This window comes from Paenibacillus sp. FSL E2-0177 (assembly GCF_037992975.1).
Taxonomy (GTDB): domain Bacteria; phylum Bacillota; class Bacilli; order Paenibacillales; family Paenibacillaceae; genus Paenibacillus_AQ; species Paenibacillus_AQ odorifer.
In genome coordinates this window covers 3152305-3168461 of sequence record NZ_CP150307.1, presented here as the reverse complement: position 1 = coordinate 3168461, position 16157 = coordinate 3152305, and the positions used below count along the sequence as shown (strand labels likewise).

Here is a 16157-nt window from a genome sequence, read left to right as displayed (position 1 = left end):
AAAAGACCTCCCTTAAGTATTCATACTTAATAATTAGACATACGAGAGGATCCTGAATCTAACTCAGTACAGTATTATCCTGGACGGCTCCAATGTCCTTCCTACGATAAATGCCCATCAAAAGTCCAATAGCCGCATATTCAAACCACACATGACTCCCATAGCTCAGGAAAGGGAACGGGATAGAAGTCAACATCATTCCGCCGCTCAAAACAGCAAGACCATAGGTTAGTCTTATGGCTAGTAAAAATGCCAAACCCAACACTAAAGCTTGTCCATAGGGCTCACGAATCGCTCGTATCGTAGATAGAAGCTTGATAAAGAACCAGGAGATAACTGCAAGCAAAAGCAGCGCCCCCGCCCAACCAAAACAATGAATAAGATAGACAGGCAACATATCTGAGTAAACATACGGCAGCTTTTGTTCTACTGCTCCGAATCCGTGCCCCCACCAACCCGCTGAGCTAATAACTTCACGCATTACTTGATATATATAGCCATAACCTTCTGGATCTAAAGATGGATTTATTGCACTAATAATTCTGACCATCAGGTAGTCGCTATTGAAGATGAACATTAGTCCAACTATTACAAAGAACCCTAATAATACTACACTCTTTATCCAATCGCGAGTAATCCATACATATAATAGTAGTGAAGAGATTAGATACACTACAAGCTCTGGAAGAGAGTTTAAAGAGATAAGAAGCCATGCAGGTGCTAACAGAAGGCTTATGTCGAACAACCCACTTCGCCAAGTTTTCTTTTTAGCCGATTCCTTACGATTCACTAAAATCCCTGCTAACGCGACTATCAAAACATAAGGACGATAGGATGTCATATCAGGTAAGATCAAAAAAATCCTAGGACCATAATTTACTCCATTTATTGTTATCCCCCAGAATATACTCGACAGAATTCCTGCTATTGATGTTCCGTATAATACCCACGAGAAACTTCTCAGCTTTCTGAAATCAATGAAATACAATCCAAACATCAATACAATTCCAATAAGTATATTTATCGCTTGGCGTCTAAACGCATTATCCAAAAAAGCACCTTTAACAATATCACTGTAGCCTACATCCACAGAACTCATTCCGATCAGACTGATCGCGGATAATATAGCTACAACGCCAAACAATCCCCAAGGTACATGTGGTTTATGTATTAGATGAAGTTCTTTTCCTAACGTTTGCGGATTCCCCATTTGTGCGATCGCCCAAGCTATGGCTTCTTCCCGTGATACACCGTCTGATTCTTTTTCACAAATTAAATCTTCTAGATGACTAGCTAATTCTTGACGTATCTCTGGGTGAGTTTTTTTCGCTTTAATCTCTGCACACACTTCATCCAAAAATTGCTGTTGCCTCTCTTTCATCATACACCACCCTCTCCCAGAACGGAGTCAACTGCACCTTTAAACATAACCCATTCTGCTTTTTTCTCCTTGAGTTTCTCTTTACCTTCATCCAGAATTCTATAGTACTTACGCTTCCTTCCCTCTACCTCCATCCAGTAAGCCTCTACCCAGCGCTCACTTTCCATCGCATGCAGAATTGGATACAAGGTTCCTTCTTTTAATGAAAAAACACCCTGTGATCTCAGCTCCAGCTCTTTGATTAACTCATAACCATATAATGGCTTCTCCTGTAAAAGAGTCAGAATTAATGTACCCGTACTGCCCTTCAGCATCTCTTTACTTACTTTCAACGGCTAACACCTCCTAAATTCTAACTTTACAATTGGCGTGGGACCGGATTCCGCTCATTCTACGGGATATATACCGTTGATTTGCTTCGTGGGACCGGATTCGGCTCATTCTACGGGATTTATACCGTTGATCTGCTTCGTCGAGCCGGATTCGGTTCATTCTACGGGATATATACCGTTGATTTGCTTCCTCGGTCCGGATTCAGCTCATTCTACGGGATTTATACCGTTGATCTGCTTCATCGGTCCGGATACGGCTTATTCTACGGGATTTATACCGTTGATTTACTTCGTCGAGCCGGATTCGGCTCATTCTACGGGATTTATACCGTTGATCTGCTTCCTCGGTCCGGATACGGCTTATTCTACGGGATTTATACCGTTGATTTGCTTTCTCGAGCCGGATTCGGCTCATTCTACGGGATTTATACCGTTGATTTGCTACCTCGGACCGGAAACGGCTCATTCTACGGGATATATACCGTTGATTTGCTTCGTCGGACCGGATTCGGCTCATTCTACGGGATTTATACCGTTGATTTGCTTCGTCGAGCCGGATTCGGCTCATTCTACGGGATTTATACCGTTGATTTGCTTTTTTTCCCATGACTAATATCTGTATATCATGAATATTAGTTATCCTTTTATACCTAGGACAACTATACATCGTAAATCTATGTATGTAAAGTTTCTATTAAGAAAGCCCTTATTCCCTCCTCATTCATGTATAATAATGGTAATACAAGCAGCATGTTGAGGAGATCAACGATGAGAAAAACAACAATAACAATCTTGAGTTTTACCGTTCTTTTCATATTTATTTTCGTTGGATATATGCTCCGTAACAATTCAATGAACTATTATGAGACGTGGAAGATAAATTGGGGCATATCGATCTCTAAACCTACAGAGTCAAAGGTGATATTTGAAAGTCCACCCAGTTTCCATGGGGATGGCGAAAGCTATTACGTATTAGATTATGACGAAAAGCAATTCAAAGAAATCAAAGATGCAGCATTTTGGCATCCCCTCAATGTTGAATCCATTGACCCCTTAAAAGAGAGAATATCAAGTTTCAAAGACTCTGTGATTGCCATTTATCCAAATGAAAAAGAAAAATACGAAAAATTATTTTGGGCTAACCCTATAGAACTCGAAGAAAGAGGATTCTATTACTATAAGAAAAAAGATGATGGTAGCTACTGTATCGTGATCCTTAACGTGGAGTTACAACGAGTATATATGATGGAATGGACACAATGAAAATTTAATAAGTGAGAATTAAATGACGATCGCTCCCCGGTATTCTGCCAGGGAGCGATCGTCGTTTTTTCGGGATGTCTCTTAATTATTATGAATACATAAAAAAACAACTCCAAGTATCCTTCCAATATATATTTACTCAATATATAAAGGTCTGATATATTGTGATAACGATATACAAATATTTAGAAACTTAAAGGAGGCCCTATTTTGAACAGTCAGGATGTTATTTTAGGCATGCTTATGAAAAAATCGTTGACTGGATACGAAATAAAGCAGTTATTGGAGGAAATATTCTCTAATTTCTATAGTTCTAGTTATGGAACGATTTACCCTACACTTGCTCGCATGGAAAAGGAGGGTCTGATTACTAAGGAAAACATACCTCAGGAAGGTAAGCCTAATAAAAATCTTTTAAACATCACGGATAAAGGAAGAGATAGTTTTAATGCCTATTTACTAGCCCCACTAGAGGCTGACAGTATTAAGAAATCTGATTTTATGATGAGGCTTTATTTTGGTGAATTTGTCGGGTATGAGAAGGTGATTATTTGGTTGAAGCAAGCTCAAGAGGAATCACAACATAAGTTAGATCAATTACTCGCTCAGTATTCGCTTTATAAAGATGAAATGCATCCAGCACAGATCATCTGCATTCAAATTGGCATAGAAGAATATAAGGCTAAACTAACAACCATTGCTGAGGGATTGTTAAACATGGAGAAGTTAGTACTTACGAAGTGAGTTTTAATACGAACCAGGTTAAGATGTACCGCTCATAAAACTTTTAGGAGGAATTGTAGATGAAAACAATTTTTATAACGGGTGCTTCGTCTGGTATCGGTAGAACTACAGCAAAACATTTTGCTGAAAGAGGATGGAATGTGGTAGCCACGATGCGTTCACCTGAACAAGAAAGTGAATTCACTACACTTGATAATGTGTTGGTGTTACGGCTCGATGTTGAGAAAGCAGACACGATTCAACCTGCGTTAGAGGAGGCGATCAAACGGTTCGGTAAAATTGACGTTCTTCTCAATAATGCTGGTTATGGAACAATGGGACTTATAGAAGTAGCTACAGATGAGCAGATCAGAAGACAGTTTGAAGTCAACGTTTTTGGTCTTATCAGTATGACTAAAGCCATGCTGCCACATTTTAGAGCTAACCAAGATGGTTTGCTGATCAATATCTCTTCTATGGGTGGGAAAGTAACCTTTCCTACAATGTCTCTGTATCATTCAACGAAATTTGCCGTAGAAGGTTTTTCTGAATCCGTATCTTATGAATTAGCATCACAAAACATCAAAGTAAAGTTAATTGAACCTGGTGCCATTCAGACGGACTTTGGTGGTAGATCGATGGAGTTCTTTTTTAATGATGCATTAACGGAATATAAACCTTTTACTAATGCATTTTTGGGTAAATTGGGTGAGATGGAAAAACAACCTGCCTATGCTTCGCCTCCAGAAATTGTTGCGGAAACAATATATCAAGCTGCTACAGATGGGACAAGTCAATTCCGATATGTTGTTGGTGAAGATGCAAAAATGCTCATTCAAATGAAAGAAAATACGGCCGAAGAAGAATATCTGACTAATATATCCCAGCATTTTTCTTAAAAAAGAAAGCTTTAAGTGGAGTCGCTTTTCGGTATTCTACCGAGGAGTGGTCCTCTTTCTTATTGCGAACAAAAAAATCCCCTTCGATCAACAGTGTTAGGTCCATGAGATCATGAACTTTTTTTCACTGTCTATCCTAAGGGGATTTTACAAACTAACCTATTCGAACACCTTTTCTTGCGTCAAATTTATTTATTAATGCATCGGGGTATTCATTTTATGATTAACAACTACTCTTTTTATGAAGAAAGCAAGAATTAGTCCTACAATCGCCATACTCATTCCGAAAATAAAAGCATTTTGTACACCGTTCGTGAACGCAGGTAACATATTAGCTGGATCTGCTGGGTTCTCCACAGTTTTCATGTAGCTTTTTGAACCCGCGGTCATAATGCTGACTGCTAATGCAGTACCAATGGCACCAGCAACCTGCTGCAGTGTATTCATAATAGCTGTACCATCTGGATAAAGTTCTAGTGGCAACTGGTTAATACCATTCGTCTGTGCCGGCATAAATACCATCGAAATACCAATCATAAGCGTACTGTGAAGTACGATTACGAACACAACCGTAGAAGCTACAGTAATACTGGAGAAGAACCACAAGGCTACTGCTGCAATAATCAGACCTGGAATCACGAGCCATTTCGGACCGTATTTATCAAACATACGACCCATAATTGGGGACATCAATCCGTTTATAATTCCGCCTGGAAGCAGCAACAGACCCGCTTTGAAAGCTGTATAACCTTGTCCTTGTTGAAGGTACATCGGAAGAATCAACATGGAGGACAGAATAACCATCATACAAATAAATACCATAGCTACACCAATAGCGAACATTGGATATTTAAAAGCACGCAGATTAATCATTGGCTCCTTCATCTTCATTTGACGAAGCCCAAACAATAACAGTGCTACTACACCTACGATGATTGCAGTGATCACTTTCGGACTTCCCCAGCCCGCTTCTTCACCGGCGCTGCTGAAACCAAACACAATACCGCCAAACCCGAGTGAAGATAACACAATGGAGAGGATATCAATCTTCGGTTTCGTCACCTTTGTTACATTCTGCATGAACAGAATCCCGAATATCAATGCAATCACTAAGAATGGCAATGACAACCAGAAGATCCAGTGCCAGCTGAGGCTTTCAATTAGCAGTCCAGCAATGGTAGGCCCAATCGCCGGAGCAACCATGATAACCAGACCGATCATCCCCATTGCTGCCCCCCGTTTTTCAGGAGCAATGATGATAAGGATTGTATTAAACATCAGTGGCAACAGAAGCGCTGTTCCCATAGCTTGAACCACTCTTGCTGTAAGTAAGAACTCAAAGTTAGGTGATACTGCCGCTAGGAATGTTCCTAGGATTGAAAAACATAAAGCCGCTATAAACAGCTGTCTCGTCGAAAACCATTGAAGCAGCATCCCCGAAATTGGTACTAGTATACCCAGTGTAAGCAGATAAGCTGTTGTCAACCATTGTGCTGTTGCTGGGGTAATTTGTAGGACATTCATAAGATCACTTAAGGCAACATTTAATGCCGTTTCACTGAACATTCCGATAAAACCTGCTAGTAATAAAGAGACAAGAATTGGAATAGTCTTAAACTTCTTGACCTCTTTTTGTTGGTTCCCTTGCATAGTTGCTTCCACCCTTAATCCTCCTGATAATCTTAACTATTTGTCTGTATCTAACCAAGTATTACTGGGATAAACTTTGCCGCCGCGAGAAGCGGTTGTTCCTCCCGAAAAGTCAGCGTCTGGAGAAGCGCCCCTTCAAATAAAGAGATTACCACTGAAGCCTTATCGGCCGCGGGCTTGTTCTCTACGCCCTCATCCAAAAGACGTTTCTTGATCACATCCTGCAAGTCCATAAACACAGATTTACATGCAGTCCGCAGCTCCTCACTAATACAGGATGTCTCCGCCGCCAACCAAAAACTAAACGGAACAATCCCTTCGTATGAGGATTCCACAGCATCTTTAGCCATTCCTAGAATGAAATCCTCCATTGCCTCAGACGCACTCTTGCTGTTCTCCATATGATGTCTAAGCTTCTGCGCGACAACTTCACTAGTCCGGTTAATACATGTTAAAGCCAGTTCTTCTTTACCGTGAGGAAAGTAGTAATAAAGAGACCCCTTCGGTGAATCGCTGTCTTTAATAATCTGATTCAGTCCTGTTGCATGATATCCCTGAGAAAAAAACAATTTCGAAGCTGTGTCCAAAATCGCCTCACGCGTATTCGGCTTGTTCGACAAGCTGACACTTCCTTTGCATTATAACAATTGGTCTACATAATAAAACCATATTTCAAAGAGATATGTCAACACATAAATTACTTAAATTCAAAGTAATTTTGGTGGAATATCGTGGGGGTTGGGTTGGGTTGGGTTGGGTTGGGTTGGGTTGGGTTGGGTTGGGTTAGCTCCATCCTCCCTATCGGACTCAGATGCAGCTATTTGCGCTAAAACATGCTTTTGGGCTCATTTTCGGACCTGAGCGCCGCTATTCCCCTGAAACCGGACTTTTTTTATCCCTTTTTGTGCTCATAGCTGCATTGGGGGCCGATAATTACTCAAAAGGTTACTTTTCCAGCATATAAGGACTCTGGGGTCCGATAGCTCCTAACTTCGAACATCCTTCTACTTCACATTTACTTCTCATCGAGCTATTAGCTTCATTAGGTCGCACACATGCCTCACCCTATTTCCGCGCATGCATTTGTCCGTGTACTCCCTTGCTTCACACTTACTCCCATACTTTTGTTTTCCATGTACTACACTTGCTCTCAAGCTAACATTTCTATCGGACTCAGATGCAGCTATTTGCGCTAAATCATGTCCTTTCACAATTTTTCGGACCTCACCGTCGCTATTCCCCTCAAACCGGACTGTTTTCATCCCATTTTGTGCACATAGCTGCAATGGAGTCCGATAATTACTCAAAAGGTTACTTTTCCAGCATATAAGGACTCTGGGGTCCGATAGCTCCTAACTTCGTACATCCTTCTACTTCACATTTACTTCTCATCGAGCTATTAAGCTTCATTAGATCGCACACTTGCCTCACACTATTTCCGCGCTTGCATTTGTCCGTCTACTCCCTTGCTTCACACTTACTCCCACACTTTTGTTTTCCATGTACTACACTTGCTCTCAAGCTAACATTCCTATCGGACTCAGATGCAGCTATTTGCGCTAAATCATGTCCTTTCACAATTTTCCGGACCTCACCGTCGCTATTCCCCTCAAACCGGACTGTTTTCATCCCTTTTTGTGCTCATAGCTGCAATGGGGTCCGTTAATCTTTCAAAAGGTTACTTTTCCAGCAAATAAGGACTCTGGGGTCCGATGGAGTGAAGGCGATGAGGTGAACGAGATGGTATGCAGGAGATGGTGTGAAGCAGATGAGGTGAACGAGATGGTGTGAACGAGAGAAGGCCCAATGTGCTGTGGAGAGGAGGTGAGGACGTAATGTGCTGGGTGGGTGGATGCTATTAATGTCCATCTGTATTTTCGCAATAAATTACTACCTGCCTCCATCCAGCCCATCTGCTCCTTCTGTCCCCACTCGCCCCATTTGCTCCATCTGCCCCCTTCTAGCCCGTCTGCTTCATCCGCCCATCTGCTTCATCTGCCTCCATCCGCCCCATCTTCCCCATCCGCTTCCAGCCATCTCCATACCTTCTCTCTCCCTCCCTAAATCAACTCCCGACACCCCACGTCCGCTTGAAATTATCTACTTCCCATTCCCACAATCACAGCATATACTATAATTATTCCAATGAGAAAGGTGTGAATAAAATGCAAAACGTGCCCAAAGGAATTCCCCGGCCATTAGTAAAAACTAATCAGGCGTTTATCGTCATTTCTGTAATATTAACATGGCTAACAGGACAACACTGGATACTAGCGCTGCCCTTGTTTGCCGGATTGCTCGGTCTTTTGTTCGGTTATAATCCCATCATTAAGCTAGCTGCCAGGTTTCTGACAAAAGAGCGTTCCCACTATGTACTCGAAGACTGGTCACAACAACAGTTTAATCAAAGCATAGCTGTCTTCTGCCTCGCAGGGGGTCTGATCAGCTTCATCGTTGGCTGGACGATCGCAGCTTACATTTTCACAGCGCTCGTTGCGGTGGCCGCCACTGTGGCAATCCTAGGTTTTTGTATCGGATGTTTTATCCATTATCAATGGAGAATGTACAATTATAGACGTAAACAAAGCAGCACAAATTAAATTTGTTAATCTTAATCTCTCTCTTCTCCAACAACATCCCAGCGATGGCGAAATTTTAGTAACCGTGGATGCAGTGATGAAGGTGCAGATGGCAACAATAACCGAATCTTTACAATCCACTCTTCAAAAGAAGAATAAGACGCAAACTGATTCGCCACCTCAGGCGTTAAATACAGAAAAATCGGCGAAGGATAGATCTCCAAAAGATGCCGCAACGCTGAATCAAGCGGAGTATACTTCTTTCGCTTCCCTTCCAAACTCTCTACCGTGATAAAGCTACGCCCTTGCTCCCTTTTCCATTCATGCAGCCGGTCCTCTCGCTTATAATAAGCGCTCACCGGCTCTTTGGTCATCCGTCGCACCGTTTCCTCATGAAGTGGATATAACACCAGTTTGGTGAAACGCCGGTCTGTTGCAGTTTTTGCCGCCACTTCAAGCTCTTGATCTGTTATATGTTCAAAAGAGTCGTAAAACACTAAAGTCCCTTTACGTTGCTCAACTGGTGGCTCATAGCCATACGGTACATGCTGAATGTCTCTTTTCAATGAAATCCCTCCTGCTTGTTCTATTTATTAATCATATCATGTGACAACAGCAGGGCTATCATTCTTATCCTACAGCTGAAGATGAATGGTTAATGAAATCCTGAACTTTTGATATCAAGGCTGGGTAAATCAAGGGATACGTCAGCTCTTTTGGTATCTCAGTAAATCCTCTGATTTCTGCCATCTCATAAGGAGGAAGTTCTGCGAACTGTTCCACATTTGCAAAATATAACTTACCATAATTTTCTGGAGCGTCGATACTAGTGACCCTATAAATAGCTATTGGAAAAAGTGAGAATTGTTCCGCACCCGTTTCTTCATATAATTCTCTGGCAGCAGCCTGCTCCGGGATTTCGCCAACCTCTATATGCCCTCCGGCAAACTCCCACGTCGAACGGTTCTGATGTCTCGCTAAGATCCATTCTTCACCATGTTTAACCATAATAACAACGTACTTCAGCTCAACTTCTTTTTCCTTATCCAACTCAAAAAAGTTTACCTGCAAATTATATCCCTCGCCTTCCCACCAGCCTCAAACATTTTTTGCCGCATCCCAAGCCAATTTAAATTCTGCTACATTCCGATACCGCTGCTCCCTCACCGCACTGACAGCCCGCAAAGCAACCTCGTAGAGGGCTTGGCTGGTTTCCCATTTTGCAAACGATCGATCGGATGCTCCTCCTAACAAAACAAATGCTGTGGCGCCCATATTAAATACATTCGTAACTTCATCAATCGGTGCATCCAAGATAAACTCTTCCGGTGACTTAAATCTGGATGAACCCCAGAAGTTCTCTCCTAGATCATTTACAGTAGGCTTACGTCTATAATAATCAATATCACAAATTTTAGTTTCATCGTTTACAAAATCATATAGAATACTTCCATCATAAAAATCGACAGCCACATAACCCTGTAACTCCACATATTCATGAAACGAAAAGATTACATCTAATGAAGACAGACGTTTTTCAACGGATAATTGCTTATAACGAAAAAAAGGCGACTCCGGATGACTCAGCTTCGCTTCTCCCGCAAACAGCCAATGCGAATGTAAACATTCACCTGCAAACCAATCAAAGACTGCTACATACCCCGACTCAACCTCATAATGCGACAGTAGCGTGATCAGCGCATCATATCTAAGTTCGTTATATAACGGAATAGCTTCAATTAAACGGTTAACAGCATCCCGAGGATTCCCGGCATAAGTCAAAGGTTTCGCCCCAGCAAATTTCACAAAATACTTCTTCCCATCCTGCTCCACGCCAAAAGAAAGATTTCCGGAGTCTTGCTGATCGAACACTTTAAACACTTTTCCCAGCTTAGTTAACCAAGCAAAATCACAGGCTTCCTGTAATTGAAAAGTTATCGCATCGATTTCATATGTATAATTTTTTTCGCGCAAATTAACCTCCTGCATTCACTTTCTAGATTAAATTTATAAGCTTCATTCATGGTCTTGTTCGATATTTAATCACTAGAATAATAACCAGCAATACAACACATAAAGACATCGTATTCGTAATCAAAAAAGCTAATCCAACCCCCGTAACCGCCAAACTGATCGCATAAGCTTCCATTAGACTAATCCCGAGCAGCATAAGTAAATACGATTTGAGATTTAAATCGGCTACGGATTTTGATTTGAGGATTTGAACAATCTGCGGGATCCATCCCAAAGAAAGAATCACTCCACCTATTAATTGCATGATTGCAAACATAAGAGCACCTCCACGGTTTTATACAGTTGTATTCCGGGCGGCTCGATCTGGTTCCATTTCATGTAAAAAAACAATTAACACTAAGCAAAGTTTAATTTCCCTGCATCTTGCAGCTTACTATACGCATAAGAGGCCGCACCTATAGTTCCTGCTCGACTCCCAAGCTCTGCTTGAACAATTTTACACTTACTGCTTGATAGCTTCAACGCATGCTGATGCACAGTCTCTCTTACAGGTTGGAGCAATTTATCTCCCGCCGCTGCCATTCCCCCACCTACAATAATAAGATCCGGGTTGAGGATATTCACAACATTCGCTAATCCAAATCCAAGTATAGTTCCAGTCTCCTGCATTACTTCCATAGAGAGAGCGTCTCCAAGTTCGTAAGCCTCAGATATCATTAACGCGGTAATTTGCTCAACTTGATCCTTAGTCCAAGTCTGAATAATACTTGTTCGACCTTCTTTCAGCTTCTCTTTAAAAGTATTCACCATGCCAATCGCGGACACATATCGCCCCAAACAACCGGAGCTTCCACATTTGCAGGGACGCCCGTGCCTGTACATATTCATATGCCCAATTTCACCAGCGCTATAAGACGTACCGTAGATCACTTTTCCGTCGTTCACAATACCCGACCCTAATCCCGTTCCCAAGGTAATCAGAACCAGATTGTTATACCCTCTTCCTGCACCTTGTTGCCATTCACCATAAAGATTAGCCCTAACATCATTATCAATAAAAGTAGGAAAGTCATAGAATTTTTTCATCTCATCTACAACATGTACATGCTCCCAATCCGGAAAATTCGGTGAGAAAAAAGAAATTCCCGTTACTGGATCAAGTAATCCTGGCACTCCGATTCCCATTCCTTCTACCAAATCTAATGGAATATTCGCTTCATCCGTGATTAAACATACTGCTTCTCTAATCCGTCCCAACACATGGGCTGGGCCCTTAGCAGCCTCTGTTGGTATAGATCTTTCTTTTACAGCTATAAAATCAGTATCGTAAATCCCTGCTTTAATATTGGTTCCGCCAAGATCAATCCCTATCATATACCGTTTCATAAAAACCTCCAGAATTAGATATTCTATCGCTTTCGATTAAGTTCTAGTACTAACTGCCGCTTCCGTTTCAGCTAACATCAAGCGGTTCACACCCATCTTAATCTGATTCTCGGTGAGATTAGAATAACCAAGTAGAAAGACAGGACCTTGAGGTTTACTGCCCACGAAATAAGAAGACGCAGGATAGACCCGAACTCCATATCGTAACGCCAATTCAGCTATACGATACTCTTCGGCATTGGATTCCAGTTCAATTAATAAATGAAGACCCGCCTCTTCCCCATAATAGCGTACACGACTGCCAAATTCAGCATCTAAACTTTTTACTAGACAAGCCCTGCGGGCAGCATAAAGTTTCCCCATCTGTGTAACATGCCTTGCATAATGTCCATTCTGAATAAATTCCGCCAACGCTTCCTGATCCAGAGCAGAAGACATACGATCTGTTATCCATTTGACCGCCAAAAAAGGTTGAATCAAAGTCGGAGGCAATACAACATAACCTATGCGCAGAGAAGGAAATAACACTTTACTAAAACTGCCTACATAAATTACTCTACCGTCAACATCTAGTCCAGCAAGTGATGATAGCTTCGGACCCTCGTACCTGTATTCACTATCATAATCATCTTCAATAATAAAAGCTTGATTGGCTTTGGCCCATTCCAGTAACTGCACTCTTCGTTTCATCGACAGGGTCACCCCGAAAGGAAACTGATGCGAGGGAGTGACATAAGCTAGTTTTGGTTTTTTATGAGGACCTTCTTTGATGGTATCACAGCTTACTTGAAGCTCATCTACAGAAATACCCTCTAGGTCAACCCTTATGGGTGTAACCACCGCTCCAGCGAACGAAAAAATCTCCCGCACAACGTTATGTGATGGATCTTCAACAATAACATGATCACCTTTTGAAACAAAAATTCTCGATAATATATCCAATGCCTGCGTAGCCCCAGATGTAATCACAATTTGCTCCGGAACCACGGGCATCGAACGTGTGGACCGTAATAAACGTGCAATCTCTTGGCGTAGTCCCAAAGAGCCCTCGACCGGGCCGTAACCCAAAGTATCAGGAGATGCACGACGACAGGCATTCATTAATGCTTTTTGCCACTGATCCATTGGAAAAGCGTCCCATGCAGGTACACCGTGCCGAAAATTACATAATACTGTGTTCAAGTCGTTTTCTATAATAGAAGAAGGATTGAGTGTAAGGAAATCAGGACCTTTCGTTATAAAATTGTAAGGGTTCTCAGAATCCTGGGGGTCTTTCTCCTCCACCGGCAGCCTCGCTATATAGGTTCCTGCCCCTTTTCTCATCTCCAGATAACCCTCTGCTTGTAGTAGCTCGTAGGATTGAAGAATTACACTTCTGGATACTTCCAGTTGATTAGCCAAAGTCCTTGATGGAGGCAGTGAATCCCCCCCACTTAAAGCTCCTGAATGGATAGCATTACGAACCTGCTCATAAATTTGACGGCTTAATGGAATGGGTCTTTGTTTATCGAGAGTAATCAGCAATTCATGCTTCATAAGATTTCCTACCCTTCTAATCCGGGTTTTCTTAATGGTTCATAGTAAGGATTTTTACAATTAGTGCTGCAGAAACAGCACCTAAGATCACAAGTAACAGTGGTATTTTCCTAATTAATACCAGTATAACAGCGACTATACCCGAAGCGATACCTACAAGATTGTCATCTGCGTCCACCTGAAATATCCCAGGAACCGTTAAAGCACTAAGAACCGCGATAGGCAAATATTCCAACAAAGCTTGGACTTTGGAAGAGCCATTCGTATGCTTTGTCAGCAGCAAAGGTACAAAACGAAATGAAAATGTAAGGATTGCCATCCCGATAATGATCAGAATAGTCATACGGAGACCTCCTTTTCTACTTCAGCTTGCTCTCGAAATAAGGACCCTACTGCCATACCCATTAACATAGCTGCAAGTATCGAGGAGTTTCCAAGTACGGGATGTAGAAGCCATGAAGAACCCGCCGCTGCTAAACATATGGCCAAATTCCGAATGCTTCCCTTTAGTTGTGGCACTACTAGTGCTATCAGTAAGGCATATAATGAGGTGTTCAAAGCAGGTAAGTATACAGCCGGAATGTAGGATGCCAGCGATATTCCCGCAGCTGTTGCCAGTAAATTTGCTATATACGGAGGAATTTGTAGACCCAGCAAATATGGAAGAGTTATATTTTCTTTTGAATGATTGCGGGGGATCATACTAACAGCGTACACTTCTTCTGTTAAACTGAACCCAATCCAGACTTTGGCCAGCGGATTGATTGTACGGTCAAGCTGACTCCCAAAAGATAGGCTGATAAACAAATATCTTAAATTAATGATCAACGTAAGCAGCAGGATCATTGGAGCGGCGGCCCCAGCAGCAAGCATTTTCACGCCAATAAATTGGCTGGCTCCCGCAAATACGAGCGCTGACAATAAGAACACTTCCAGACTCCCCAGGCCTAATCCCTTACCGACCAATCCAAACGTAAAACAAGCAGGAATAAATCCTGCAACAATAGCTACAGAATCCTTAAGACCCGTTCTAAACATCACTTTCTGATCACTCATAAGTTTCTCTCTCCCTTATCGTTGTCCCTAGAGAGAGCATACTTGGATACAATTCTGGTGGAAATAACCGCATGGGTGCGTATGTACCATACCAATTTCTTGACATAGAAAAAAGACCGCCCGCTAAGAGAGCGATCTTTAATGAAGGTTAAACCTCCTGAGGACTTTCCATAATCCCGCTGATTTCTTGTTGAATTTGTGATTTAATCTGATCTACATGGTCAAAATCTGTAGCTGCGGCATAGATTGTCTTTAACTCATCCAAAAATACTTTGGCATCTGTCAGATGTTGAATGGATTGTTTCATGGTGCTGGAATATCGCTCTTTAATACCTGCGATGGCTTCGGCAAAAGCTTCATCCGTACCTGGCTGAATGCACCGTGAATACATATCAACAATCTCGTCGGTAGCACGGTCAGGGAAATACTCATGCGGAGCTGTGCTGTCAAAAATAGCAAACCCAAGCTCGCGTACGATAATCATATCAAGGCTGTTCGGATCGAAACCACAGTGGTAAATCTCAACATCGACACCACGTTTTATTCCTTCAGCCGCCAATTTTTTTAAAAGTGTAGATTTACCGGAACCCGCGCGACCTTTTACAAGATATCTTTTTAGCCCTGCGGTTAAATTAGGTACAAAATCCACTGCACCCTTAGGCGTAGCTGCACCTAAAAAACGGTGATCCACTCGGCTTACTTTTTCGAAGTTCTGATCACCATACAGAAGTTGAATATACTCCTGAGTCAGCTCATCAGCGGCTTGGAAATTCATTGTCGCAATATAAATCGCTTCCCATTCGTCATGAATGCGGAGTGCTTCAGCAAAGCCTGAATAAGCTAGTTCATGCTCTTCCGTGTACTGATCAACTAAGCTGTCGATCTCAACACAACGCTGGCTTAACTGGAGCGTATCGACGGCCTGCTCCAAATTCACATGTATGATGGCCTCTTCAGGCAATTCTGGCTTAATGACCCGTGGAGCCGTACCATCTATAATTCCTACTTTTAATTCAGGAATAACCACTCCGTCGAGTGAATCATTATCTGACGCTGCGTGAATTAACCAGATCTCATAACCTTGTTGAGCCAGAAGATCTCCAATTTCTCGAATGATTCTAGTTTTCCCCGTACCGGGGCCTCCTTTTAAAACAAACAAACGTGTTAAACCTTGCAATGACGACTCATAGAGGTTAGAGAAGCCGTGAGCTGTGTTACCGCCAGCAAAGAAATTCAGGATTGTTCCGTCCATAATCGCACACCTTTCCGGGCTGATGTCATGTTTCATTGTTCATCTTATTAACGTTCTGCGGGAAGGGTGACGCTTTAGAAATCGAAGTTAAGCAGGAATCTAACATTTATGTGACAACACACTCTT

Annotated in this window: 18 protein-coding genes; 5 read left to right on the top strand and 13 right to left on the bottom strand. The window is 42.1% G+C overall.

Annotated features, from left to right (window positions below; translation table 11 throughout):
- Positions 1-58 precede the first annotated feature (58 nt).
- Entirely contained in the window at positions 59-1384 is a 1326-nt protein-coding gene (locus MHI25_RS14240; RefSeq protein WP_076194343.1) for an FtsW/RodA/SpoVE family cell cycle protein, read from the bottom strand.
- Complete coding sequence (locus tag MHI25_RS14235) at positions 1381-1713, bottom strand: PadR family transcriptional regulator (RefSeq protein ID WP_076186012.1); 333 nt, start codon at positions 1711-1713, stop codon at positions 1381-1383. Before MHI25_RS14235 ends, MHI25_RS14240 begins: the two co-directional genes overlap by 4 nt.
- A gap of 81 nt (positions 1714-1794) precedes the next feature.
- Between MHI25_RS14235 and MHI25_RS14230 the strand changes: the two genes are divergently transcribed.
- The 4 genes from MHI25_RS14230 to MHI25_RS14215 all read left to right on the top strand — a co-directional run bounded on the left by MHI25_RS14230 (position 1795) and on the right by MHI25_RS14215 (position 4598).
- Positions 1795-2322, top strand: a complete 528-nt coding sequence (locus MHI25_RS14230; protein ID WP_340395561.1) for a hypothetical protein — start codon at positions 1795-1797, stop codon at positions 2320-2322.
- 159 nt (positions 2323-2481) lie between these two features.
- Positions 2482-2976: a hypothetical protein gene (locus MHI25_RS14225; protein WP_076309349.1), complete on the top strand. Its 495-nt coding sequence runs from the start codon at positions 2482-2484 to the stop codon at positions 2974-2976.
- Positions 2977-3186: 210 nt separating this feature from the next.
- A complete protein-coding gene (locus MHI25_RS14220) occupies positions 3187-3720 on the top strand; it encodes a PadR family transcriptional regulator (protein ID WP_081388325.1) in 534 nt (177 codons plus the stop codon).
- Positions 3721-3779: 59 nt separating this feature from the next.
- Positions 3780-4598 (top strand): SDR family oxidoreductase, encoded by an 819-nt coding sequence (locus MHI25_RS14215; protein ID WP_248548181.1) that lies wholly within the window; start codon positions 3780-3782, stop codon positions 4596-4598.
- 195 nt (positions 4599-4793) lie between these two features.
- Here the strand turns inward: MHI25_RS14215 and MHI25_RS14210 are convergent, their stop codons facing one another.
- Both MHI25_RS14210 and MHI25_RS14205 read right to left on the bottom strand, forming a co-directional pair.
- Positions 4794-6248 (bottom strand): DHA2 family efflux MFS transporter permease subunit, encoded by a 1455-nt coding sequence (locus tag MHI25_RS14210; RefSeq protein WP_076194367.1) that lies wholly within the window; start codon positions 6246-6248, stop codon positions 4794-4796.
- Between the two features lie 50 nt (positions 6249-6298).
- Positions 6299-6868 (bottom strand): TetR/AcrR family transcriptional regulator, encoded by a 570-nt coding sequence (locus tag MHI25_RS14205; RefSeq protein ID WP_076186025.1) that lies wholly within the window; start codon positions 6866-6868, stop codon positions 6299-6301.
- A gap of 1545 nt (positions 6869-8413) precedes the next feature.
- Between MHI25_RS14205 and MHI25_RS14200 the strand changes: the two genes are divergently transcribed.
- Positions 8414-8848 carry a DUF4395 domain-containing protein gene (locus MHI25_RS14200; RefSeq protein ID WP_076126204.1) on the top strand — a complete coding sequence of 145 codons (435 nt, stop codon included), beginning with the start codon at positions 8414-8416 and terminating at the stop codon, positions 8846-8848.
- A gap of 11 nt (positions 8849-8859) precedes the next feature.
- Here the strand turns inward: MHI25_RS14200 and MHI25_RS14195 are convergent, their stop codons facing one another.
- The 9 genes from MHI25_RS14195 to MHI25_RS14155 form a co-directional block, all read right to left on the bottom strand.
- Positions 8860-9393: a hypothetical protein gene (locus MHI25_RS14195; RefSeq protein ID WP_340395560.1), complete on the bottom strand. Its 534-nt coding sequence runs from the start codon at positions 9391-9393 to the stop codon at positions 8860-8862.
- A 64-nt stretch (positions 9394-9457) separates the two neighbouring features.
- Positions 9458-9877: an NUDIX domain-containing protein gene (locus MHI25_RS14190; RefSeq protein ID WP_143766420.1), complete on the bottom strand. Its 420-nt coding sequence runs from the start codon at positions 9875-9877 to the stop codon at positions 9458-9460.
- 48 nt (positions 9878-9925) lie between these two features.
- Complete coding sequence (locus tag MHI25_RS14185) at positions 9926-10801, bottom strand: serine/threonine protein kinase (RefSeq protein ID WP_340395559.1); 876 nt, start codon at positions 10799-10801, stop codon at positions 9926-9928.
- 46 nt (positions 10802-10847) lie between these two features.
- The gene (locus tag MHI25_RS14180; protein ID WP_076126195.1) at positions 10848-11117 is read right to left on the bottom strand and encodes a PQ-loop domain-containing transporter; all 270 of its coding nucleotides are present in this window, start codon (positions 11115-11117) and stop codon (positions 10848-10850) included.
- Between the two features lie 80 nt (positions 11118-11197).
- Positions 11198-12187 (bottom strand): ROK family protein, encoded by a 990-nt coding sequence (locus MHI25_RS14175; protein ID WP_339282054.1) that lies wholly within the window; start codon positions 12185-12187, stop codon positions 11198-11200.
- 36 nt (positions 12188-12223) lie between these two features.
- Positions 12224-13723 carry a PLP-dependent aminotransferase family protein gene (locus tag MHI25_RS14170; RefSeq protein ID WP_340395558.1) on the bottom strand — a complete coding sequence of 500 codons (1500 nt, stop codon included), beginning with the start codon at positions 13721-13723 and terminating at the stop codon, positions 12224-12226.
- 31 nt (positions 13724-13754) lie between these two features.
- Positions 13755-14066, bottom strand: a complete 312-nt coding sequence (locus MHI25_RS14165) for an AzlD domain-containing protein (RefSeq protein WP_036686713.1) — start codon at positions 14064-14066, stop codon at positions 13755-13757.
- Positions 14063-14779 carry an AzlC family ABC transporter permease gene (locus MHI25_RS14160; RefSeq protein ID WP_076183819.1) on the bottom strand — a complete coding sequence of 239 codons (717 nt, stop codon included), beginning with the start codon at positions 14777-14779 and terminating at the stop codon, positions 14063-14065. The genes MHI25_RS14165 and MHI25_RS14160 overlap by 4 nt, the downstream gene beginning before the upstream one ends.
- 148 nt (positions 14780-14927) lie before the next feature.
- On the bottom strand, positions 14928-16031 hold the full coding sequence (locus tag MHI25_RS14155) for a PRK06851 family protein (protein ID WP_076183817.1): 1104 nt from the start codon (positions 16029-16031) through the stop codon (positions 14928-14930).
- Positions 16032-16157: the final 126 nt, after the last annotated feature.

Coding starts and splice junctions, on each gene's coding strand:
- MHI25_RS14240 (WP_076194343.1), bottom strand. CDS start 1,384: ATGATGAAAGAGAGGCAACAGCAATTTTTGGATGAAGTGTGTGCAGAG.
- MHI25_RS14225 (WP_076309349.1), top strand. CDS start 2,482: ATGAGAAAAACAACAATAACAATCTTGAGTTTTACCGTTCTTTTCATA.
- MHI25_RS14215 (WP_248548181.1), top strand. CDS start 3,780: ATGAAAACAATTTTTATAACGGGTGCTTCGTCTGGTATCGGTAGAACT.
- MHI25_RS14210 (WP_076194367.1), bottom strand. CDS start 6,248: ATGCAAGGGAACCAACAAAAAGAGGTCAAGAAGTTTAAGACTATTCCA.
- MHI25_RS14200 (WP_076126204.1), top strand. CDS start 8,414: ATGCAAAACGTGCCCAAAGGAATTCCCCGGCCATTAGTAAAAACTAAT.
- MHI25_RS14180 (WP_076126195.1), bottom strand. CDS start 11,117: ATGTTTGCAATCATGCAATTAATAGGTGGAGTGATTCTTTCTTTGGGA.
- MHI25_RS14175 (WP_339282054.1), bottom strand. CDS start 12,187: ATGAAACGGTATATGATAGGGATTGATCTTGGCGGAACCAATATTAAA.
- MHI25_RS14170 (WP_340395558.1), bottom strand. CDS start 13,723: ATGAAGCATGAATTGCTGATTACTCTCGATAAACAAAGACCCATTCCA.
- MHI25_RS14165 (WP_036686713.1), bottom strand. CDS start 14,066: ATGACTATTCTGATCATTATCGGGATGGCAATCCTTACATTTTCATTT.
- MHI25_RS14160 (WP_076183819.1), bottom strand. CDS start 14,779: ATGAGTGATCAGAAAGTGATGTTTAGAACGGGTCTTAAGGATTCTGTA.
- MHI25_RS14155 (WP_076183817.1), bottom strand. CDS start 16,031: ATGGACGGAACAATCCTGAATTTCTTTGCTGGCGGTAACACAGCTCAC.